Below are 19,857 nucleotides of genomic sequence, written 5' to 3' on the forward strand. Positions count from 1 at the left end.
CTAAGTTACGTATTGGCAGTGATTACACGGTGTCCGCCTTCAGCCAGTACTTCGCACAGTGAACGACCAATAAAGCCACTTTTACCGGTAACAAGACTGTTCATTGAACGGCTCTTATAATTTTATTTATAGGTCTGTTGCTCTATTTTAGCCAGTACCTGTTGTGCTTCGTCGGTTAACAATGAATAACTACGGATATCCCCATTTCGTTGCGCTTGGAATGCTTTTGTTACCAGCTGCTCATATTGCTTTTTGAGCTTTTTCGTCGGGTTTGCTTTAAATAATGAAAACATTGAAATCCTCGCTTTTGTCAGTCATGTCACTCAAGTTTAGATAGGACCATAAAATATACGCTATCCCTTGGGATTTAGATGACACTCAAGTTTATGTTAGGGGTATAAAGTTTGGTTACTAGACAAAGATAAATACGTGGGGTCTGGCACTTATGTCAGACTCGATGAAGGGCTTGATATTGATAAGTCAGAGTTAAAACAAGAGGATTTTGAAGTTCTCAATGGTGAAACCATCACTCTTACAGACGATGCTGCTGTATACCCTTTATCATCGAGCAGAGCGTTAGTTTATATAGAGTGGATTCCGTAGCGATGCATAAAGTAGCTTGCTTCCAACCTTTTAAACAAAAAAGCCCCGAGGAAATGAATCTCTCGGGGCTCTGAATTTGTTGGTACCAGCGGCCGGACTCGAACCGGCACGCTTTTAAGGGCGCGGGATTTTGAATCCCGTGTGTCTACCAATTTCACCACGCTGGCAACGTGGGCGGTATTTTAGGGAATTTTTCTTATGTGTCAAGCACTTAGGGAAATTAACTAAAGCGCAGGTAACGCGGCCATGAGTCGTTTGTGCCATGGCTGAGGTTTGGCGAGACCAAAACCCTGCCCGGTTTGGCAGCCTAATTGCTGTAATCGTTCACGCTGCTCGTCGGATTCAATGCCTTCGGCGAGCACTTCGATGTTTAATGCGTTTGCCATAGACAAAATGGCGTAAATAATTTGGTCTTCTTTGCGCGATTGAGTTTTTGTTTTTAAGAACTGTCGGTCTATTTTAAGTTTATCGATGGGCAACTGGTGCAAGTAAGCTAAGCAAGAATAGCCGGTACCAAAATCATCAATGGCAATCCGTATTCCCACTTCACGCCATTGGGTGAATTGCTCGATAACTCTATCGGTCAATGTCATTAATTGTGATTCAATCACTTCAAGCTCTAACTGCCAGTTAGCGGCTTTTACTTTTTCATTCAACGTTAAAATGAGTGACTGGAAAGCTTGATCGTCTATTTGTTGAACCGAAACATTCACTGCGATGACAGGAGAATAGTGCTCATTGCCATGACACCAAGACAGTACATCGCGCTCTATCAGTGCAAACATGCGAGCGGAATGTAGATTAATTAAACCGCGAGCCTCGGCTAAGGCAATAAATTTATCAGGCGCGACTTGGCCTAACTCAGGGGAGCACCAACGTGAAAGCACCTCTACCCCCTTAAACTCGCCCGTTTGCAGATTATACAAAGGTTGATACGCAGCGCTGAATTGCTCGGGTTCGTATTGCAATGAAAAACGCAACGATTCAACCATTCTTTGCTGAGCTTCGTTTTTGAGCGATAACTTTCGGTCAAACAACTGAAATTGAGCACGTCCACTTTTTTTAGCGGCAAACATTGCGCGCTCTGCGTTGATCAATAATTGCTGCTCGGTAGTTCCTTGATCTGGGTAAAAAGCGATGCCTATGGAAATACTGACTTGAAAGGTTTGTCTGCCAACCGATACCGGCCGTTCAAATGACCGCATTAAGCGGTGGCACAGATAGGGCATCTCATGGTCTTCACCGTATTCCACCATGGCAGCAAACTCATCCCCAGAAAGCCTTGCCAACACATCACTTTTGCGGAGCATATCGCGAATTTTTTCGGCACAAGCATTTAACAACTGGTCGCCTGCTTCATGGCCGTAAAGCTCATTTATGTCTTTAAAGTGGTCGATATCGAAATATAAGATGGCGAAATTAGGGTCTTGTTCGGCACTGACGATTCGTTGCCGAAGGCGCTCTAAAAAGGAATATCGATTAGGTAATGACGTTAACGGGTCTTTCTGGTGAATAAACGAGAGGTTCGGGGCGGTAACCAGCAGGCTAAATTCAAAAGTGGCGACATATCTTTGCCGGCCATCACTGTTGAGTGATGTCAGAGTTAAATACAAAGACTGGCCTGACTGGGTTTGCGATTCTACATGCGATTGCCATCGACCATCGATCAACAAGGTTTGTTGGATTTGCTGAGTATCAATATTTGCTGTGTTGGGAAGAAGTTCGAATAAGGAAGTTGGTTTTCTAGAGACGTGCTCGTTAAATTGCAGGTTGGCGTAGATCAGATTGAAGTAGTTATCAAACACCGCGACTGGCTGCGAAAGCTCATCGACTATGTCTCTGTAACTGGGTTGATATAATGCTTCACTACGGCGCACAACTACTAAACCTTTTAAATCGCTACAATACGCACCTATCAGCTAATAGTTGTGCGAATTTTGACCTATTGTTATTAATGAATTCTTTCCTTTAAATTCAACAACTTACTAATTCAACCTGATAACTTACTTTATTGTTGCTATGAATACCAGAACGCCGCAGCCGAGGCAAGCAATCTGCACAGTTGGTAACGAAAATAAACGGTTGCGCATGGAGCCTAGCGCACAATTCAGTTAGAATGAGCGCCCTTTAATTGAGCCACTTAAAATATTCATGCAAGTCTCTGATTTTGATTTTGATCTACCCGATGCCCAAATTGCTCGGCACCCCACTCCAAACCGCACCGGAAGCCGTCTTTTACATTTAGATGGACCGACCGGTGATATTCAGCATTTGAATTTTCCTGACATCGAGTCACTGGTAAATCCAGGTGATTTATTGGTGTTTAACAACACTCGGGTCATACCTGCGCGATTATTTGGTCAAAAGGTCTCAGGTGGCAAAGTTGAAGTATTGGTCGAGCGTATGACTTCGGATCATGAAGCTGTGGCACATATTCGTTGCAATAAAAGCCCAAAAGCAGGCACTGTTTTGCAAATGGAAGGCGATATTAAACTGGAAGTAACCGGCCGAGAAGAAAACCTATTTTGCATTCGATGCTCGAATAGCGAGCCATTAGTCGATCTATTAGAACTACACGGGCACATGCCACTACCGCCTTATTTAGAGCGCGAAGACGACGACACCGATAGAGAACGCTATCAGACAGTATATGCTCAGCAAAAAGGCGCCGTAGCCGCACCAACGGCAGGCTTACATTTTGATGATGAAATTTTAGCTAATCTTAAGGCAAAAGGCGTCAACACTGCTTTTGTCACACTGCATGTTGGCGCAGGCACCTTTGCCCCTGTAAAAGCCGATAAATTAGAAGACCACACCATGCATGCGGAATGGATAGACGTTCCAGAGCATGTTGTAGAAGAAATCAAGAAAACTAAAGCCAAGGGCGGTCGCGTTATCGCGGTGGGCACAACCAGCGTACGCTCTTTAGAGAGCGCTTCTCAAAACGGTGATATTGAGCCTTTTACGGGCGATACTCGTATATTTATATACCCCGGGTACGAATACAAAACTGTGGATGCCATGCTCACTAACTTTCACTTACCCAAGTCGACCCTTATTATGTTGGTCAGCGCTTTTGCTGGCACCAAACATGTGATGGATGCGTATCAAAGCGCCATTACAAATAATTATCGCTTTTTCAGTTATGGTGATGCCATGTTCGTCACTAAAAACGCGAACTGCCATGCACAAGAGGACACCCAATGAGCCGCAGCTGCTTCATGAAATTTTCACTTCACAATACCGATGGCAAAGCACGCCGCGGCACATTATCGTTTCCACGAGGTGAAGTGCAAACACCAGCCTTTATGCCAGTAGGCACTTACGGCACAGTGAAAGGCATGACACCCAAAGACATCAAGGAAATTGGTGCTGAAATTATCTTAGGTAACACCTTTCACCTTATGTTGCGCCCGGGCACTCAAGTGATCAGCGAACATGGCGATTTGCACGACTTTGCGCAGTGGGACAAGCCAATTCTGACCGATTCAGGTGGTTTCCAGGTATTTTCACTCGGTAAACTGCGCAAAATCACCGAAGACGGGGTAACTTTTCAGTCGCCCGTCAACGGCTCAAAAGTACACATGACTCCAGAAAGCAGCATGGAAGTTCAGCGCGCATTAGGTTCAGATGTCGTGATGATTTTTGATGAATGCACGCCCTACCCTGCCACGCATCAAGAAGCTAAAAAGTCGATGCAAATGAGCTTACGTTGGGCTAAGCGTTCTAAAGCCGCTCATGGTGATAGCCCTTCGGCTTTATTTGGCATTATTCAAGGCGGCATGTATGAAGACCTGCGAGAAGAAAGCCTTGAAGGCTTAAATGAAATAGATTTTGATGGCTATGCCATTGGTGGTTTAAGTGTAGGTGAACCGAAAGATGAAATGATCAAGGTTCTAGACTACCTACCAGCTAAGATGCCTGCCGATAAACCACGGTATCTGATGGGCGTCGGCAAACCAGAAGATTTGGTCGAAGGCGTTCGGCGCGGTGTGGATATGTTTGATTGCGTGATGCCAACCCGTAATGCTCGTAATGGTCACCTATTTGTAACCGATGGCGTAGTAAAGATTCGAAATGCAAAGCACCGCCACGATACAACATCGCTAGATCCAGAGTGCGATTGCTACACCTGCAAAAACTTCAGTAAAGCCTACTTATATCACCTCGATAAATGTGGTGAAATGCTCGGTGCGCAATTAAACACGATTCACAATCTTCGTTATTATCAGCGACTCATGGCCGAACTGCGATTAGCCATTGAAGAAAACCGCCTAGATGATTACGTAAATGACTTTTATGCACGTCGTGGCTTGGAAACGCCGCCATTGGCACCATAAAGTTTATAAATAACACCCTAACAACTAAAAATTGAAACTTGGAGTATCACTGATGAAAAAGATTTTAGCCGCTATTTTAGCGCTTGTACCTGTTGCCGCGATGGCACAAACCGTTCCAGCTCAACCGAGCCCGTGGCAGTTACCTATCATGTTGGGTATTTTCTTCGTTATTTTTTGGTTCATGGTTTGGCGCCCACAGTCTAAGCGTGCAAAAGAGCACAAAGAACTGTTATCGGCGATCAGCAAAGGTGACGAAGTAGTTACAACTGCTGGTATTGCGGGTAAGGTTTCTAAAGTAACCGATGATTACGTTCAGGTTGAAGTATCACCTAACGTTGTTTTATCTTTCCAAAAAGCGGCTATTTCGGCAACGTTACCGAAAGGCACTTTGAAAGCAATCTAATAAAACCAGGCTGCGATACGTAACAAAGCGTTTGTAAAAACCTGACACCTCGTCGGGTTTTTATTTTACTGACTTTGACGTTGGTAAAATAAAAACCTGAACAACGTAGCCACATTTACAGCAAGGAACGACCATGCTCAATAAATACCCATTGTGGAAATACCTGTTAATTGGCTTAGTGCTGGTGCTGGGTATTTACTACAGCCTGCCTAACCTTTACCCGAATGACCCTGCCATTCAAGTACGCGGTGCTAGCGCAGGCTTAATCGTAACCGACGTAACACTGAATAAAGCCGAGTCTGTGTTAGAAGAAGCCAATATTGAATACTTTGGTGGCGAAGTTCAGGGTCAATCTTTGTTGATTCGTGTCACCAGCAATAAAGATCAACTGTTGGCAAAAGCCGCGTTGCAAAAAGGCTTAGGGAACGATTACGTCGTCGCCCTTAATTTAGCGCCGACCACACCGAGCTGGCTCACAGCGCTAGGTGGCAAGCCGATGGCATTAGGTCTAGATCTTTCTGGTGGTGTTCACTTCTTGATGGAAGTGGATATGGAGAAGTACTTAGCATCTCGCTTAGCTAACTTTGAATCCGATATAAAACGCAACTTGCGTACCGAAAAAATTCGTTACCGTGCCGTTACTGTCAGCGGCGATCGCACCATTCAAGTGATTTTAGCGGATGAAGATCACCGAGATGCCGCAACCACATGGTTTAGCCGCAACTTAAATGAATTTACTCGTTCAAATACAACCGCACGAAACCTTCCAGCGATAGACCTTACCTTAACGGAAGAAGCCGTTACAGCGATGGAAGATTACGCGATTAAGCAGAACCAAACCACACTGAGCAACCGAGTAAATGAAATAGGCGTCAGTGAGCCATTGGTTCAACGCCAAGGTCGTAACCGCATTGTAGTTGAGCTTCCTGGTGAACAAGATACCGCTCGCGCCAAGAACATTTTAGGTAAGTCTGCAAACTTAGAATACCGAATGGAATCTCAAGACGGCAGTGGCGAGCTTTATAAATTTAAAGACAGCAATGCCACGGCAATGTTAAGCCGAGATATCATCGTAACCGGTGAAAACGTTGTAAACGCCAACGTAACCTATGACGAAAATGGCCAACCTTCTGTTTCTGTCACCCTCGACAGTGCCGGCGGTGCTCGTATGGGGCAGAACACAAAAAACAATCTTAAAAAGCGCATGGGTGTTTTGTTTATTGAGCAAAAGGCCGAACTTTTAGGGTATGAAACGGTTAACGGTACACAGGTTCCGCAATACCGTAACTACGAAACTAAAGAAATTATTTCTTTGGCGACGATTCAAGGCATCTTCTCATCACAATTCCAAGTAACAGGCTTAGACAGCTCTGAAGAAGCTTCAGAATTGGCACTTCTATTACGCGCTGGTGCGTTAGCCGCCCCAATGACCTTTGTTGAAGAACGCACTGTAGGACCAAGCTTAGGAGCTGAGAACATTCAAACTGGACTCATGTCTGTTGCCATTGGCTTCGGCTTAGTCATTTTGTTTATGCTGGGCTTCTATAAAGTATTTGGTATTTTCGCAGCGGTTGCACTCACTGCAAACCTATTCTTAATGATGGCGGTTATGTCGATGCTGGGAGCAACACTGACCTTACCAGGCATTGCAGGGATAGTATTAACCGTAGGTATGGCCGTAGATGCCAACGTACTTATTTTCTCGCGTATTAAAGAGGAACTCGCGGCTGGCAAGCCGATTCAAACGGCCATAGACGCAGGGTACGGCAGTGCATTTTCTACCATCTTAGATGCCAACTTAACCACACTCATTGTAGCGGTCATTCTCTACGCGATCGGCACAGGCCCAGTGAAAGGCTTTGCTATTACTTTATCGGTCGGTATTTTAACGTCAATGTTCACTGCCATCTTATTAACACGCGCCCTAACCAACTTGGTTTATGGTGGTCGCGTTGTTAAAAAGCTGTCTATTTAAGGAGACTCAAGATGACAGAACTCAAAGTTATTAACTTTATGGGCAAACGCATGATTGCCCTCGCCTTTTCCATTGTAATGTTATTAGTTTCGATTGGCTCTATCGCCATCAATGGATTGAACTTTGGTTTAGATTTTACCGGAGGCGTACAAATTGAGTTGGGCTTCGAAGAAGCCGCTGATTTAGACAAGATCAGAAACGTGCTCAATGCTGAAGGTTACCGAGATGTGAATGTAAAATTCTTTGGTAACAACACAGACGTGCTGATCAGCATGCAAGAAGACAGCAATCCAAAACTGGGCGAACAAGTACTGGCATTAATTCAGCAAGACCAAGGCAATGTTCAATTGCGCCGCAATGAATTTGTGGGTCCTCAAGTCGGTGAAGAGCTTGCGAACAATGGTGGCATCGGCATGATCGTCGCGCTGGGATTAGTCATGCTCTACATTGCATTTCGCTTCCAATTTAAATTTGCCATAGGCGCCGTAGCCGCGTTGATTCACGATGTCATTATTGTGATTGGCTTCTTTTCACTCACTCAAATGGCGTTTGACTTAACGGTACTGGCCGCGGTATTGGCAGTCATTGGTTACTCACTAAACGACACCATTGTGGTATCGGATCGAATTCGTGAAAATTTCCGTTCTATTCGTCGTGATGAGTCAGATTACTTAATCAACGTGTCACTTACCCAAACCTTAGGTCGAACGTTAATAACCTCTATAACTACCTTATTAGTGCTCATTGCATTGGGTGTATTTGGTGGCGAGCTCATTCATGGTTTTGCCATAGCACTCATGGTAGGTGTGGCCATTGGTACCTACTCTTCTATTTACGTGGCAGCAAATATCTTAATGCTGATGAAGCTGACCAAAGAAGACATGATGCCAAAAGAAAAAGAAGAGTTAGACACAGAAGAAGTGCCTTCTTGGCTTAAAGATGTGGAAGACGATGAGGAAGAGCCCTCCAAATCGTAATGTTAACCTGCAACAAAGATTAACAACAAAAAGGGCGGCTAAATCGCCCTTTTTTTGGGCCTGCGAAAAGACCAAGCAAGCATCGCACCCCGAAATTGAATTGTGATACACTTTTAATGATTCTGACAGGAAGATAAAGAGACCTATGAGTTCAACACGCGTTTTAACAGGCATCACCACCACCGGCACTCCGCATTTAGGCAACTACGCAGGCGCTATTCGCCCTGCCATAGAAGCCAGTAAAGCTGACAATGCGGAGTCTTTCTTATTTTTAGCCGACTACCATGCATTAATTAAATGCCACGAGCCAGAGCGCGTTCGTGAATCTGCACGATCTTGTGCCGCCACTTGGCTTGCCTGTGGTCTCGATGTAGACCGTGTCACTTTTTATCGTCAAAGCGATATCCCTGAAATAACCGAGCTCAGTTGGATACTAACTACCATTGCCGCTAAAGGGTTAATGAACAGAGCGCATGCTTATAAAGCCGCGGTTCAAGACAACTTAGAAAGCGGAGATGCCGATGCCGATAAAGGCATTGAGATGGGCTTGTTCAGCTATCCGATTTTAATGACCGCCGACATCTTAATATTTAATGGTCAGAAAATCCCGGTTGGTAAAGACCAAACCCAGCACATTGAAATGGCCCGAGATATAGCGCAGCGATTCAATTACATATACGGCGATACCTTTGCGCTGCCAGAGGCGGTTGTGGATGACAGCGCCATGATTATTCCGGGTTTAGATGGTCGTAAAATGTCAAAAAGCTACAACAACACCATCCCGTTGTTTGAAGCCGAGAAAAAATTTAAAAAGCTAATAAACAAAATCAAAACCAACAGCCTTGAACCAGGTGAACCAAAAGACCCTGAAGGTTGTTCTTTGTTTTCAATCTATTCAGCATTCACCAACGAAAGCCAGCAAGCCGATGTTCGAAAGATGTACGCCGATGGCATCGCATGGGGTGAAATGAAAAAGTTCTTGTTTGAATTTTTAAATGAAGAATTAAAAGACAAACGCGAAGAATACAATCGCCTTATGGCCGACCCAGCCGAACTCGATCGCGCATTAAAAGTTGGCGCGGAAAAAGCACGAAACGTTGCTACGCCATTTTTGCAAGAGATTCGTAGTAAGGTGGGGATTGGAGGCTTAGCGGGTTAGGTTTTTTTAAGCTGCAAGCTGCAAGCTGCAAGCTGCAAGACAAGATTAAATCGCCGTCGCTTTTGAATTTCAAGTGTTACTGGCGATTTTTTTTGGTTATTAAGTGCGGTTTTTGGTTTCGGGCTGCGGGTTAGGTCAACACATTTCGCAGCTTCGCTTCGCTTCGCGCGCTCCTACTTGGGAGCGGTGTTGGTGATTAGCTTTGGCGGTGGGTTTCACTGGAGCGGGTATCGTAAGCCATGGATGGCGAAGTTTAGCGGCGCATGGATGCGCGAACAGCGACCCGCGGAAGTGGAACGCGCTGCCAAAGCGGGTTTAACCTGTTCAAGGCTTCGGGCTGCGGGTTAGGTCAAAACATTTTAACCATTGCGTCTTCGCTTTGAGCGAGCGGATCATTTTAACTCTAAAGCCACGCTTCTAATTATCCTGCAAAAGATTCAAGGGCGTAGTCGGCAATTACTAAAAAGCTTACAATAGTAGCACCAACAACTGAGCCTAGTGTAATAAACACCTTAACTAAAATGCTTTCTGGCTTGTTAAATCGTTGCTTTTTCTTTCGGTAACTGGATCGTAAGAAACTTGATAAAATCAACCCTAGAATGGGTCCTACAACAATTGCAACAGCTCCAATTAGCATGCCCATGCTCAACTCCCTAACTTACTCAATTAAATGAATGTTCTATTCTATAGAAATAAAAATTTAACGCCCTGTATTTATGCTTTTAATTTGAAATATCGGTAATGTTGGGAACACAGTTTTAGGCTGCGGGCTGCGGGCTGCGGGTTAGGTCAGAACATTTTAAATATTTCGCGGCTTCGCTTTGCTTTGAACGCTCCTACTTTTTAAAGCGCAAAAAAAAGCAGATCGTTAGATCTGCTTCTATACGTTCAGTGAACAACGAACATATTAGATAGCTTCGATGTTCTCAGCTTGAGGGCCTTTCTGACCTTGAGTAATGGTAAACTGAACTTTTTGACCTTCGGCCAATGTTTTGAAACCAGAACCAGAGATCGCGCTGAAATGTGCGAACACATCAGGGCCATTTTCTTGTTCGATGAATCCAAAACCTTTAGTTTCGTTAAACCACTTTACAGTGCCAGTTACTGAATCAGACATGCTGTTTTCCTATTATATAAAAGTATAAAACGCCTTTGAGTAGAGTTGCCTCAACGCACAAGACGGTCGAGCCAGAAAAGTACATCTACTTATATACAACAGGACGAAAATGGAGCCATACGCCTATGTTCGAAATGCGGTAATAAGACTTACGTTCTAGCGACATTCATTATAGTGAACATATTCTGGTCGTCAACTAAACCATCTGGCCAACAAATGCGAAAATGATCTAATCTCAGTTAAAGAATGCCGATAAAAATAAAGCATTAAAATGATAGTTTCGATTTATATTTACTTTCAAAACAAGTAATTAGCAACAGACTCTATTACACTGCTTTAACCGTAAATTTAAAACAAAATCGCCATTCAACTCCATTATAAAGAAATGTTATAACATGACAAAAAAGGCCTTATTCATTGCCAAAAACTGGCCCGAGCCTAACTCGACAGCGGCCGGTCGAAGAACACTAGATGTATTGCAGATTATCGAAGAAATGGGTTTTTCAATACACATTGCTTGTACCGCAGAAGCAACACCCTTCCAAGCCGATTTTGATCAGCTGGGTTATGTCACTCATGCCATTGACGTTAACTGTTCATCATTCGATCAATGGGTCGCTAAGTTGCAACCCGCACTCGTCATCTATGATCGATTTGTCATGGAAGAACAGTTTGGTTGGCGTGTTAGAGAGCAAGTACCCAATGCCTTAACCTTGCTCGATACCAGTGACTTACATTGTTTACGCATAGCACGTGAAAAGGCTTTCAAACATAACAAAGCCATTAATTTGTTTAACGAAACGGCCGTAAGAGAAATATCAGCCATCAGTCGCTGCGACTTTACGCTGATGATTTCAAAGGCCGAAATAGACATTCTAAAAACCGAGTTCAATATACCAAGTTTTAAATGTTTATATTTACCTTTCCTTGTTTCTAAACTACCCAAACCTAGCCAAATTAGGTTTAAAGACAGACAACACCTAGTCATGATTGGCGGCTTCAAGCACGAGCCGAATAGAGACGCCACACGTTGGCTGCGAGAAGCCCTTTGGCCAGCTATTCGACCGTCATTACCGAAAGGCACTGAGATGCATGTTTTTGGCGCTTATGCCGATCATGCGATGAACCAGTTAAATGCACCAAAGGTAGGCTTTTTTGTTAAGGGCCGCACTGAGAGTTCTTTAAAAACCGTAGAACAGTACCGCTTAAATCTAGCCCCATTACGTTTTGGTGCAGGGCAAAAGGGAAAAATTTTAGAAGGCTGGCTTACCGGCACACCGACTCTGACAACCCCGATTGGGGCTGAATCAATGCTGGGCGACCAACCCAATATATACGAACTTTCAGATAAGCCTGAGCTATTTGCGAAACAGGTCGCTCATTACTACTTAAACGAAGGCCAATGGCAAGAACTTCAATCAGATGGCTATCAGCGTATTGCAAAGGATTTTTTAAAAGAAAATCAGATAGGTGCTTTCACATCAACCCTCGAGAATGCCCTCACGAACGTAGCAATCCATCGAAGCCAAGATTTTTGGCAACAACTCATGTGGCAAAACCAATTAGGTGCCATGAAATATATGAGTCGCTGGATAGAAGCCAAGAATAAACCTGATTGATTTTCGCACTGCCCAAAATGACACTAGACACTCTAGATCTGATCACAATTTAGTCACATTATTGACGAAAAGGAAAAATTTTTAGACGTATCACTCAAAAAGGCAACCTTTTTTGCATCAAAAGGTGTGAAATGCATCGCAAAACGGTAATGTCAGCTTATTGTTCTTTGATAATCACTCGCAACAAGTAAGGGTTCGCGTACATGTTCATAGATGGTTTATCCGACTGGGAGAAACGTCGTCTGGCATTAGTGCTAAAAGATCAAGGCCACACAGCCTTTATGGTCATCAAGCATGCTAAGGCCGCTGCACTGAGCGCTCAGCGAAACCGCCCTGTCAACGATGTCGACCAGAAATACCTAGCGTTGCTGGATAAAACCGTTGAAGCCCTTTATGGCTATAAACGTATGCCGAACACATTAGAGTACGCCACCCCGGAAACCGTCGCTGCGGCCGTCGGTGAAAATAATCGCCGCGGGAATTGACCCTCATAGCGCATAACGGCATCATGGCGAAAATTCAGCGCCGACCAAACAATGTCAAATAACCTAAAGACTGCACAACACTATCAGTGCCCCGTCTGTGAACAACCCCTAAACCCTAGCCTCAGACAATTCATCTGTGAAAACAATCATACTTTCGATGTACACAAAAAAGGCTATTTAAACTTACTACTCGCCCATAAAAAGAACAGTAAAGCACCGGGTGATGATGCTGATATGGTGGAAAGTCGGCGTCGCTTTTTAGCCGCCAATCACTATCAACCCTTGGCTGACTTTGTGGCAGAGCAGGCTCAGCAATTGCTGCCTGAGTCAGCAACCATCTGGGATGCTGGGTGCGGCGAAGGGTATTACACGCAAATAATTGCGCAATCTAACCCTGACTTTATGGTTTACGGGCTCGATATTTCTAAACCGGCCATTCAGGCGGCGAGTCGCTTTAAAGAGATTCACTGGAGTGTTGCATCAAGCGCACACCCACCCTATGGATCAAACAGTTTTGATGCCATTGTTAGCATCTTTTCACGTGTTGATGCGGTGCCATTTCATCGCGTATTAAAAAACAATGGCTCGGTACTTATGGTCGTACCTGACAGCGACCATTTAATGGGCTTACGTAAGATCATCTATGATAAAGTGAGGCCGTATGACACGTCTAAACATTTAGAATACTTTAACAACGGCTTCGAATTAGTCAGTGAGCAGCGTATCACCGTTCCACTTAATTTAACCACTAACGAAGCGATATTTGACTTGCTTGGAATGACACCTCATGCCCATCGATTACCGATAGACAAAAGGCGTCAGTTATCAGAAGTAGCCTCGTTGACTGACACAGCTTGTTTTAAATTGTATCACTTTAGAAAATCTCATCAGAGTCAAGACCAAATAAGCTAGGGTCGCCTGGGTCAACATCTTCTGGGCTAGGAGAAGGCGTACCATCGAAGTTTTCATTCACTTGCTTCACTAATATTTCGACGCGGCGATTTTGCAACCGTCCTTCTGGTGTATCATTTGAAGCCAACGGCTTGGTCGACCCATGCCCAACAATAGTGAAACGGTCTTCGCTCATCTCAGGCGCGATAAATAGGTACTCTGCCACAGCCAAGGCTCGGGCCGCACTGAGCAACCAGTTATTTCTAAACCGCGCCGTACTGATCGGAATGTTGTCCGTATGACCTTCTACAAATAACTTTCCAGGAGTAGTCACCAAAAGCACTCGGATTTTATCCAGAACAGGTAAGAAATCATCAGCAACATAATCCGAGCCGCCACTGAAGCTCTGTTCTTTAATTCGAATAATAATGGTTTCGTTTATGGTTTCTATTTGCAGCGCGCCTTCAGCGACTTCTTTTGCCAAGGCTTCTGCAAATTGCTCGGCCCGCTCTTGAACCTCTTCAGACGTCGCGTTTTCTGGAACGGCGATATCGCGAGACAACTTGCCTTCCTCACCCTGCGCGGTTTCTTGCATGGTCACGGTATCTTGGCAAAGAATTTCCAACGAGTCTTTAAGATCATCCACGGTATCTTGACGAACAGAATTTAACGGCGTCGGATTCGGCGTACCGGGGCTAAATTCTTTCGCGATTATGCTAGTCCCTTTTGGAATATCCATCACATTCACCTCGGCTTGCACACCAAAGGCATTGCGCAAAGAACCCGCTAAACGTTTAAACTTTAGGGCATCCATCTCAGAGAAAGACAACAGCAGCACGAAAAAGCACATTAACAGTGCCATTAAGTCTGAAAATGTACCCATCCATGCAGGGAGACCTTCAATGCATTCGGGGCAATCGTCTTCTTCTTCCATTCCTATCCCTTATTCGCCACGCAAATTAGATGGCAGATAACTTTTCAACATTGATTCAATAATACGAGGGTTTTGACCAGCTTGAATGGCCAATAAGCCATCGATCGCCATTTTTTGAATCGTTTCTTCTTGCTTAGAACGCACACCCAGTTTATCGGCAATTGGAATACAGATAACGGTGGCTAAGAACGAACCATAAAGTGTAGTTAACAAGGCAACCGCCATAGCAGGGCCAATGGTTTTTGGATCGTCCATGTTGGCCAACATCGCAACCAACCCGATCAACGTACCGATCATACCCATTGCAGGGCCTACATCGGCCATGGCACTGAAAAATTTTGCCCCGTCGGCATGCCGATCTGAGGTCATTTTCATATCTTTGTTTAATAACGTTTTTACGACTTCAGGGTCATGGCCGTCTACCAGCAACTGAATCCCTTTTGATAAAAAGTCACTGCTGGTTTCTTTGCCCTCTAAAGACAATAAACCACCTTTACGAGCGCCATCGGCAAGCTCAACGATTTCTCCAATTAAGTCTTCTGGCTTAACAATTGAAAATGAAAAGGCCTTTCCGACCACCTTCCCGACGCCTAAAAACTGCTCAAGGGTGAATTTCGACATGGCCACAAAGGTCGACCCACCAAATACAATAAGCACCGATGGAATGTTAATAAATATGCCTAGACTTCCGCCCAAAAGCATGGACATGATGATCATGGCGAGAGCCCCAATGAGCCCGACAATCATAGCTATATCCACGAAATACCTCGCTGTACTGTAAACCTCTTCAAATAAATAAAGAGGGAATAAAAAGAATTAGTTAAAGCTTAGCAGTAAAAATAAAACTCGGTAGCCAGAACCCTGAACAGAAAAGGCGAACCGCATTTCACTCATCGACCTAATAGTTTAAACTCTGGTCTTCAAAGGCTCTATCGGCCGAGATTTCTGAAAATTAACCCTAAATTTGCAAGTTTCACTTTAAAAGTGCCGATGCTAGAGGTATTTCAATGGCGAATCCAACTAAAAACTCATTCGAAGACGATTTAACGGCTTTAGAGAACATTGTTGAACAACTTGAGTCGGGCGAGCTCAGCCTAGATGACGCAATGAAGGCATTTGAATCGGGTGTCAAACTGACCAACCAATGTCAAAAAACGTTAGCCGATGCCCAGCAAAAGGTACAAGTATTAGTCGATAAAAACGGCCTAGAATCTTTGCAAGACCTTGACGATCAAGAGGCCTAATGAAACTCGACGAATATTTATCCGACACTCGTTCGCGCTTTGAAACCCACCTGCAACATTCGTTTCAACATTCGCCTTCAGAACAATTAAAAAACGCCATTCATTATTCGTTGCTCGATGGTGGCAAACGCTTGAGACCCGCATTGGTTCGTGCCGCAGCATTAGCATGCGGGCAATCGAATCAGCATTGGCTGATTCCCGCCAGCGCAATAGAAATGGTGCACGTTTACAGTTTAATTCACGACGATTTGCCTGCTATGGACAACGACGATTTGCGCCGAGGCAAACCAACCAACCATAAAGCCTTTGATGAAGCTACGGCCATTTTAGCCGGCGATGCGTTGCAAACCGAGGCGTTCTTGCAAATTGCGCAGGCAACTGAATTTAATGACCAACAAGTTCGGCGAATGCTAACAGCCTTAACAAAAGCCTCCGGTGGCCAGGGAATGGTAGGTGGCCAAATGCTGGATATACTGGCTGAGGAAACCTCCATTACGTTAGAACAACTACAGCATATACACCGCTTAAAAACCGGCGCGCTCATTCAAGCGTCATTAGCTATCGGTGCACTGTGCAAAGAAGACGTTACAGATTCAGTTTTACAACAACTGGAAGTCTACGGCGATGCCATTGGCTTGGCGTTTCAAATAACGGATGATGTTCTGGATGTTACCAGCACCACCGAAGTGCTTGGCAAACCTCAAGGCAGCGATGCCGAGGCACAAAAAACAACCTATGTAACTCTATTGGGGTTAAGCGGCGCGAAACAACAAGCGCATTTTCAGCATCAACGAGCACTCAGTGCGTTAACCGACATGGGGTTAAATGAAACAAGTCTGCTGTGGCAGCTTGCTGATTATATTTTATACAGAGACCATTAGTGAAGAAATCATCCGCCCTTACCGTTCCAGAGTTTCGTGTCTATTTCATGGCCGCTATTTTTGGCACCATGGCCATTTGGATGACACGTTTTCTTTACGCATGGATGGTTTGGGAGTACACAAAGTCGGCCTTTTGGGTTGGAGTTGCCAGCGCAGGTTTATTATTACCCTCTTTAATTGTGACACCAATTTTTGGTGTTATTTCCGATCGAATTAATCTCAAAAAAGGGATTGTGAGCTGGCAGTTTGCGCAGGGAGTTATCACCGCCCTTACGGCTATTATTTTAAAGTTTCAACCGCCTTCTCTACCCTTGCTAATGACCATCATTGTCGTGTTTGGCATCGTGGCTTCCGCAGGCTCTCCACTGCGATTAACAATTTTGCCAAAGTTAGTCGGTAAAAATCGTTTGTCTAGTGCGGTAGGCTACGGCGCCATTTTATTCAACAGCTCACGAGTTATTGCACCGGCTTTTTCAGCTTGGCTGTTGTCTATATCTTCTGAGATGGCTTTACTTTGGGTATGCACAATGGCGTTTGCTTTGGCCGCGGTCATAAATTTGCGCCTGCCTTCGTTTAAACAACCCGAGAACAAACCAGAAGCCTTGCCCTGGTATCAAGAGTTTATGGTGGGCGTTAACATCAGCTGGCAATCACCTTTTATTCGTATTTTAATTTTATTGACCTTCATCAATAGCTTTACCGGTCGAACTTTGATGGAATTATTACCCGCATTTTCTGGTACTTTATCATCGGGTTCTGCTGCTGATTTAGCGACGCTGATTGCCTGTGCGGGCATCGGATCCATTATTGGTGGCATTTTCATGTCTCGACAACGCAACGAACTCGCCCGCCTCAAAAATATACTACTTTTATCTCTTGGTTTTTCGCTAGTGTTTATTATTGCGCTACTTCTAACGCGTTCGCTCGCGTTTATATCTTTCTGCGTTGGCATGATCAGCTTACTGATGACTTTATTTGGCACCGGAAGCCAAATAATTTTGCAAATACAAACCGATGAGAACACCCGTGGAAGAGTCATGAGTTTATGGTTAACGATTGCCATTGCAGGGCCTGCAATGGGTGCTTTTCTAATGGGCTGGGTCACCGAAATTTCAAATTTTACCGTCACCTTTATGTTTATGGCTGCACTCACCTTACTATGCGGCGTGCTTTTGCAGGGCCACAAGAAAAAGATGGCCCAACATCAGAATGCACCCGAAGTGCAGCAGTGACGGTTTCTATGTGTTGAGTTACTGCCTTTTTACAACAATATTCTGTACACTAGGCCCCTTCTTACCCTCTCTGGTACTAGAGAGGTGATTCAGTATTATCAGGGTATTAAATGAAGGTTTTTGACCATATTCCAAAAACGCGTCCCCGAACGCCATTACTAGATCGCGTTGACTCCCCGGCCGACCTTAAGAAGCTCCCACTGTCTCAGTTACCGCAATACGCTGATGAACTGCGTGAGTACTTACTTTTCAGTGTTGGCCAATCTGGCGGTCATTTTGGTGCGGGGCTTGGCGTTGTCGAGCTAACGGTCGCATTGCACTATGTTTACGATACTCCTGAGCAAAATTTAGTCTGGGATGTGGGTCATCAGGCTTATCCGCACAAAATTATTACTGGGCGCAGAGATAAACTGCCGACCATTCGCCAAGAGCGCGGATTACACGCATTTCCACATCGTGAAGAAAGCCCATACGACCGCTTTGGTGTAGGCCATTCGAGCACCTCTATTTCTGCCGCGTTAGGCATGGCCATTGCGAATAGATTACAAGGCAACCCCCAACAAGCCGTTGCGGTCATTGGAGATGGTGCCATTACCGCTGGCTTAGCCTTTGAGGCCTTAAATCACGCTGGGCATGATGGCGCTAATTTACTGGTCGTATTAAACGACAATGACATGTCAATCTCAGAAAACGTTGGCGCTTTAAACAAGGCCTTTTCTCGGGTTTTTTCGTCAAAAACCTATTCGCATTTGCGTGAAAACAGCAAAAAAGTGCTCAAAAATGTGCCGCCTATGCTGGAGTTTGCCCGTAAAGCCGAAGAACACATGAAAGGCATGGTAGCCCCAGGAACACTATTTGAAGAATTAGGCTTTAACTACGTCGGCCCCGTTGATGGGCACGATGTAATAGAGCTAGTGAACACGCTCAGCAACATTAAAACGTTCAACGGCCCACAGTTTTTACACATTGCCAGCCAAAAAGGTAAAGGGTTTTTGCCGGCTGAAAACGAGCCCATTAAATACCACGCTATTACTAAAATTGAATCTCAAGTCAGCAACGCACCCGAGATAAAACCAGTCGCGAAACCGAGTTACTCAAATGTTTTCGGTCAATGGTTGTGCGATATGGCCGCTAACAACGCACAGTTAACAGGTATTACACCGGCTATGCGTGAAGGTTCTGATCTCATCAAATTTTCACAGCTATACCCGCAGCGATACTTTGATGTTGCTATTGCAGAGCAGCACGCCGTTACTTTTGCGGCGGGTTTAGCCTGTGAGGGGTTTAAACCCGTGGTAGCGATTTATTCAACCTTCTTACAACGTGGCTACGATCAATTGATACACGATGTGGCCATTCAAAATTTAGACGTTTTGTTTGCTATCGATCGCGCGGGTTTTGTCGGTGAAGATGGCCCGACACATTCGGGCAGTTACGATTTTAGTTATTTACGCTGTATTCCCAACTTGATCGTGATGGCCCCTAAAGATGAACAAGAATGTCGTCAAATGTTGTCCACTGGCTTTTTATACGAAGGCCCTGCCGCCGTCAGATACCCAAGAGGCAAAGGCCCTGGCGTTGAAGTCACAGCAACACTAGAGCCATTAACCATTGGCCAATCGGAGTTGCTACGTTCCGGTAAAAAAGTTGCTATTTTGGCCTTTGGCAGTCGCGTAGAGCCTTGTAAAGCAGTCGCCGATGCGCTGGATGCCACTTTAATAAACATGCGTTTTGTAAAACCGATAGATAAAGAAGCTATTATAAAGGCGGCTCAATCTCACGATTTACTCGTTACCGTTGAAGAAAATGCCATTATGGGCGGCGCAGGGTCGGCTGTCGCTGAAGCTCTACTTGCCAGTGGTGCTCCTGCAAATATATTGCAATTAGGGCTGCCCGATGAATACACTAATCACGCCAAACCAGAGGTTATGTTGGCGCAAGTGGGGCTAGACTCGTCGGGAATTCAAGCGGCCATTGAAGCGCGACTAGGGCAATAA

General features: G+C 44.8%; 27 protein-coding genes and 1 tRNA gene. 17 read left to right on the top strand and 11 right to left on the bottom strand.

What is annotated here, in order from left to right; genetic code table 11:
• Nucleotides 1-5: 5 nt before the first annotated feature.
• Together QWZ13_RS16865 and QWZ13_RS16870 are read right to left on the bottom strand one after the other, a co-directional pair.
• Nucleotides 6-104 (bottom strand): NAD-dependent epimerase/dehydratase family protein, encoded by a 99-nt coding sequence (locus QWZ13_RS16865; protein WP_290282808.1) that lies wholly within the window; start codon nucleotides 102-104, stop codon nucleotides 6-8.
• 18 nt (nucleotides 105-122) lie between these two features.
• The gene (locus tag QWZ13_RS16870) at nucleotides 123-293 is read right to left on the bottom strand and encodes a DUF6435 family protein (RefSeq protein WP_290282809.1); all 171 of its coding nucleotides are present in this window, start codon (nucleotides 291-293) and stop codon (nucleotides 123-125) included.
• Between the two features lie 136 nt (nucleotides 294-429).
• On the opposite strand from QWZ13_RS16870, the gene QWZ13_RS16875 reads away from it, so the two are divergent.
• Nucleotides 430-603, top strand: coding sequence for a hypothetical protein (locus QWZ13_RS16875; protein ID WP_290282810.1), 174 nt, complete (start codon nucleotides 430-432; stop codon nucleotides 601-603).
• On the opposite strand, the gene QWZ13_RS16880 is transcribed toward QWZ13_RS16875, so the two are convergent.
• The 4 genes from QWZ13_RS16880 to QWZ13_RS16895 all read right to left on the bottom strand — a co-directional run bounded on the left by QWZ13_RS16880 (nucleotide 582) and on the right by QWZ13_RS16895 (nucleotide 2,709).
• Nucleotides 582-713 (bottom strand): hypothetical protein, encoded by a 132-nt coding sequence (locus tag QWZ13_RS16880; protein WP_290282812.1) that lies wholly within the window; start codon nucleotides 711-713, stop codon nucleotides 582-584. The genes QWZ13_RS16875 and QWZ13_RS16880 overlap by 22 nt on opposite strands.
• Nucleotides 684-770: transfer RNA gene (locus QWZ13_RS16885), tRNA-Leu, on the bottom strand. The genes QWZ13_RS16880 and QWZ13_RS16885 overlap by 30 nt, the downstream gene beginning before the upstream one ends.
• 57 nt (nucleotides 771-827) lie before the next feature.
• Nucleotides 828-2,480: a sensor domain-containing protein gene (locus QWZ13_RS16890; RefSeq protein WP_290282813.1), complete on the bottom strand. Its 1,653-nt coding sequence runs from the start codon at nucleotides 2,478-2,480 to the stop codon at nucleotides 828-830.
• Between the two features lie 97 nt (nucleotides 2,481-2,577).
• Nucleotides 2,578-2,709, bottom strand: coding sequence for a hypothetical protein (locus QWZ13_RS16895; RefSeq protein ID WP_290282814.1), 132 nt, complete (start codon nucleotides 2,707-2,709; stop codon nucleotides 2,578-2,580).
• Nucleotides 2,710-2,754: 45 nt separating this feature from the next.
• On the opposite strand from QWZ13_RS16895, the gene queA reads away from it, so the two are divergent.
• Genes queA through yajC form a run of 3 tightly spaced genes read left to right on the top strand, consistent with a single transcriptional unit; the run spans nucleotide 2,755 to nucleotide 5,346 of the window.
• Nucleotides 2,755-3,810: a tRNA preQ1(34) S-adenosylmethionine ribosyltransferase-isomerase QueA gene (gene queA, locus QWZ13_RS16900; protein WP_290282815.1), complete on the top strand. Its 1,056-nt coding sequence runs from the start codon at nucleotides 2,755-2,757 to the stop codon at nucleotides 3,808-3,810.
• Nucleotides 3,811-3,824: 14 nt separating this feature from the next.
• A complete protein-coding gene (tgt, locus tag QWZ13_RS16905) occupies nucleotides 3,825-4,943 on the top strand; it encodes a tRNA guanosine(34) transglycosylase Tgt (RefSeq protein ID WP_290283406.1) in 1,119 nt (372 codons plus the stop codon).
• A gap of 52 nt (nucleotides 4,944-4,995) precedes the next feature.
• Nucleotides 4,996-5,346, top strand: coding sequence for a preprotein translocase subunit YajC (gene yajC, locus QWZ13_RS16910; RefSeq protein WP_215999912.1), 351 nt, complete (start codon nucleotides 4,996-4,998; stop codon nucleotides 5,344-5,346).
• On the opposite strand, the gene QWZ13_RS16915 is transcribed toward yajC, so the two are convergent.
• Nucleotides 5,303-5,461 carry a hypothetical protein gene (locus QWZ13_RS16915; protein WP_290282816.1) on the bottom strand — a complete coding sequence of 53 codons (159 nt, stop codon included), beginning with the start codon at nucleotides 5,459-5,461 and terminating at the stop codon, nucleotides 5,303-5,305. The genes yajC and QWZ13_RS16915 overlap by 44 nt on opposite strands.
• 18 nt (nucleotides 5,462-5,479) lie before the next feature.
• Between QWZ13_RS16915 and secD the strand changes: the two genes are divergently transcribed.
• From secD to QWZ13_RS16940, 5 genes are all read left to right on the top strand, one after another.
• Entirely contained in the window at nucleotides 5,480-7,321 is a 1,842-nt protein-coding gene (secD, locus tag QWZ13_RS16920) for a protein translocase subunit SecD (RefSeq protein ID WP_290282817.1), read from the top strand.
• 11 nt (nucleotides 7,322-7,332) lie between these two features.
• A complete protein-coding gene (secF, locus tag QWZ13_RS16925) occupies nucleotides 7,333-8,298 on the top strand; it encodes a protein translocase subunit SecF (protein ID WP_290282818.1) in 966 nt (321 codons plus the stop codon).
• Nucleotides 8,261-8,404 carry a hypothetical protein gene (locus tag QWZ13_RS16930; RefSeq protein WP_290282819.1) on the top strand — a complete coding sequence of 48 codons (144 nt, stop codon included), beginning with the start codon at nucleotides 8,261-8,263 and terminating at the stop codon, nucleotides 8,402-8,404. Before secF ends, QWZ13_RS16930 begins: the two co-directional genes overlap by 38 nt.
• A 39-nt stretch (nucleotides 8,405-8,443) precedes the next feature.
• Nucleotides 8,444-9,457 carry a tryptophan--tRNA ligase gene (locus QWZ13_RS16935; RefSeq protein WP_290282820.1) on the top strand — a complete coding sequence of 338 codons (1,014 nt, stop codon included), beginning with the start codon at nucleotides 8,444-8,446 and terminating at the stop codon, nucleotides 9,455-9,457.
• Between the two features lie 186 nt (nucleotides 9,458-9,643).
• On the top strand, nucleotides 9,644-9,805 hold the full coding sequence (locus tag QWZ13_RS16940; RefSeq protein ID WP_290282821.1) for a hypothetical protein: 162 nt from the start codon (nucleotides 9,644-9,646) through the stop codon (nucleotides 9,803-9,805).
• Nucleotides 9,806-9,878: 73 nt separating this feature from the next.
• On the opposite strand, the gene QWZ13_RS16945 is transcribed toward QWZ13_RS16940, so the two are convergent.
• Together QWZ13_RS16945 and QWZ13_RS16950 are read right to left on the bottom strand one after the other, a co-directional pair.
• Complete coding sequence (locus QWZ13_RS16945) at nucleotides 9,879-10,094, bottom strand: hypothetical protein (RefSeq protein WP_290282822.1); 216 nt, start codon at nucleotides 10,092-10,094, stop codon at nucleotides 9,879-9,881.
• Between the two features lie 270 nt (nucleotides 10,095-10,364).
• Complete coding sequence (locus tag QWZ13_RS16950) at nucleotides 10,365-10,574, bottom strand: cold-shock protein (protein WP_215999907.1); 210 nt, start codon at nucleotides 10,572-10,574, stop codon at nucleotides 10,365-10,367.
• Between the two features lie 45 nt (nucleotides 10,575-10,619).
• Between QWZ13_RS16950 and QWZ13_RS16955 the strand changes: the two genes are divergently transcribed.
• The 4 genes from QWZ13_RS16955 (at nucleotide 10,620) to QWZ13_RS16970 (ending at nucleotide 13,590) form a co-directional block, all read left to right on the top strand.
• On the top strand, nucleotides 10,620-10,802 hold the full coding sequence (locus tag QWZ13_RS16955) for a hypothetical protein (protein WP_290282823.1): 183 nt from the start codon (nucleotides 10,620-10,622) through the stop codon (nucleotides 10,800-10,802).
• 167 nt (nucleotides 10,803-10,969) lie between these two features.
• Entirely contained in the window at nucleotides 10,970-12,193 is a 1,224-nt protein-coding gene (locus QWZ13_RS16960) for a glycosyltransferase (RefSeq protein ID WP_290282824.1), read from the top strand.
• 203 nt (nucleotides 12,194-12,396) lie between these two features.
• Entirely contained in the window at nucleotides 12,397-12,678 is a 282-nt protein-coding gene (locus tag QWZ13_RS16965) for a hypothetical protein (RefSeq protein ID WP_290282825.1), read from the top strand.
• Nucleotides 12,679-12,729: 51 nt separating this feature from the next.
• Nucleotides 12,730-13,590: a putative RNA methyltransferase gene (locus QWZ13_RS16970; RefSeq protein WP_290282826.1), complete on the top strand. Its 861-nt coding sequence runs from the start codon at nucleotides 12,730-12,732 to the stop codon at nucleotides 13,588-13,590.
• Here the strand turns inward: QWZ13_RS16970 and QWZ13_RS16975 are convergent.
• Nucleotides 13,553-14,503: a MotB family protein gene (locus tag QWZ13_RS16975; protein WP_290282827.1), complete on the bottom strand. Its 951-nt coding sequence runs from the start codon at nucleotides 14,501-14,503 to the stop codon at nucleotides 13,553-13,555. The two genes, QWZ13_RS16970 and QWZ13_RS16975, sit on opposite strands and share 38 nt — an antisense overlap.
• A gap of 9 nt (nucleotides 14,504-14,512) precedes the next feature.
• Nucleotides 14,513-15,262, bottom strand: a complete 750-nt coding sequence (gene pomA, locus QWZ13_RS16980; protein WP_215999902.1) for a flagellar motor protein PomA — start codon at nucleotides 15,260-15,262, stop codon at nucleotides 14,513-14,515.
• Nucleotides 15,263-15,510: 248 nt separating this feature from the next.
• On the opposite strand from pomA, the gene QWZ13_RS16985 reads away from it, so the two are divergent.
• The 4 genes from QWZ13_RS16985 (at nucleotide 15,511) to dxs (ending at nucleotide 19,857) form a co-directional block, all read left to right on the top strand.
• Nucleotides 15,511-15,747 carry an exodeoxyribonuclease VII small subunit gene (locus QWZ13_RS16985; protein WP_215999901.1) on the top strand — a complete coding sequence of 79 codons (237 nt, stop codon included), beginning with the start codon at nucleotides 15,511-15,513 and terminating at the stop codon, nucleotides 15,745-15,747.
• Nucleotides 15,747-16,628, top strand: coding sequence for a polyprenyl synthetase family protein (locus tag QWZ13_RS16990; RefSeq protein WP_290282828.1), 882 nt, complete (start codon nucleotides 15,747-15,749; stop codon nucleotides 16,626-16,628). Before QWZ13_RS16985 ends, QWZ13_RS16990 begins: the two co-directional genes overlap by 1 nt.
• The gene (locus tag QWZ13_RS16995; RefSeq protein ID WP_290282829.1) at nucleotides 16,628-17,860 is read left to right on the top strand and encodes an MFS transporter; all 1,233 of its coding nucleotides are present in this window, start codon (nucleotides 16,628-16,630) and stop codon (nucleotides 17,858-17,860) included. Before QWZ13_RS16990 ends, QWZ13_RS16995 begins: the two co-directional genes overlap by 1 nt.
• A 110-nt stretch (nucleotides 17,861-17,970) precedes the next feature.
• Nucleotides 17,971-19,857 (top strand): 1-deoxy-D-xylulose-5-phosphate synthase, encoded by a 1,887-nt coding sequence (gene dxs, locus QWZ13_RS17000; protein ID WP_290282830.1) that lies wholly within the window; start codon nucleotides 17,971-17,973, stop codon nucleotides 19,855-19,857.

Origin of the sequence: Reinekea marina, from assembly GCF_030409715.1 — a bacterium.
In the GTDB taxonomy this organism is placed as follows: domain Bacteria; phylum Pseudomonadota; class Gammaproteobacteria; order Pseudomonadales; family Natronospirillaceae; genus Reinekea; species Reinekea marina.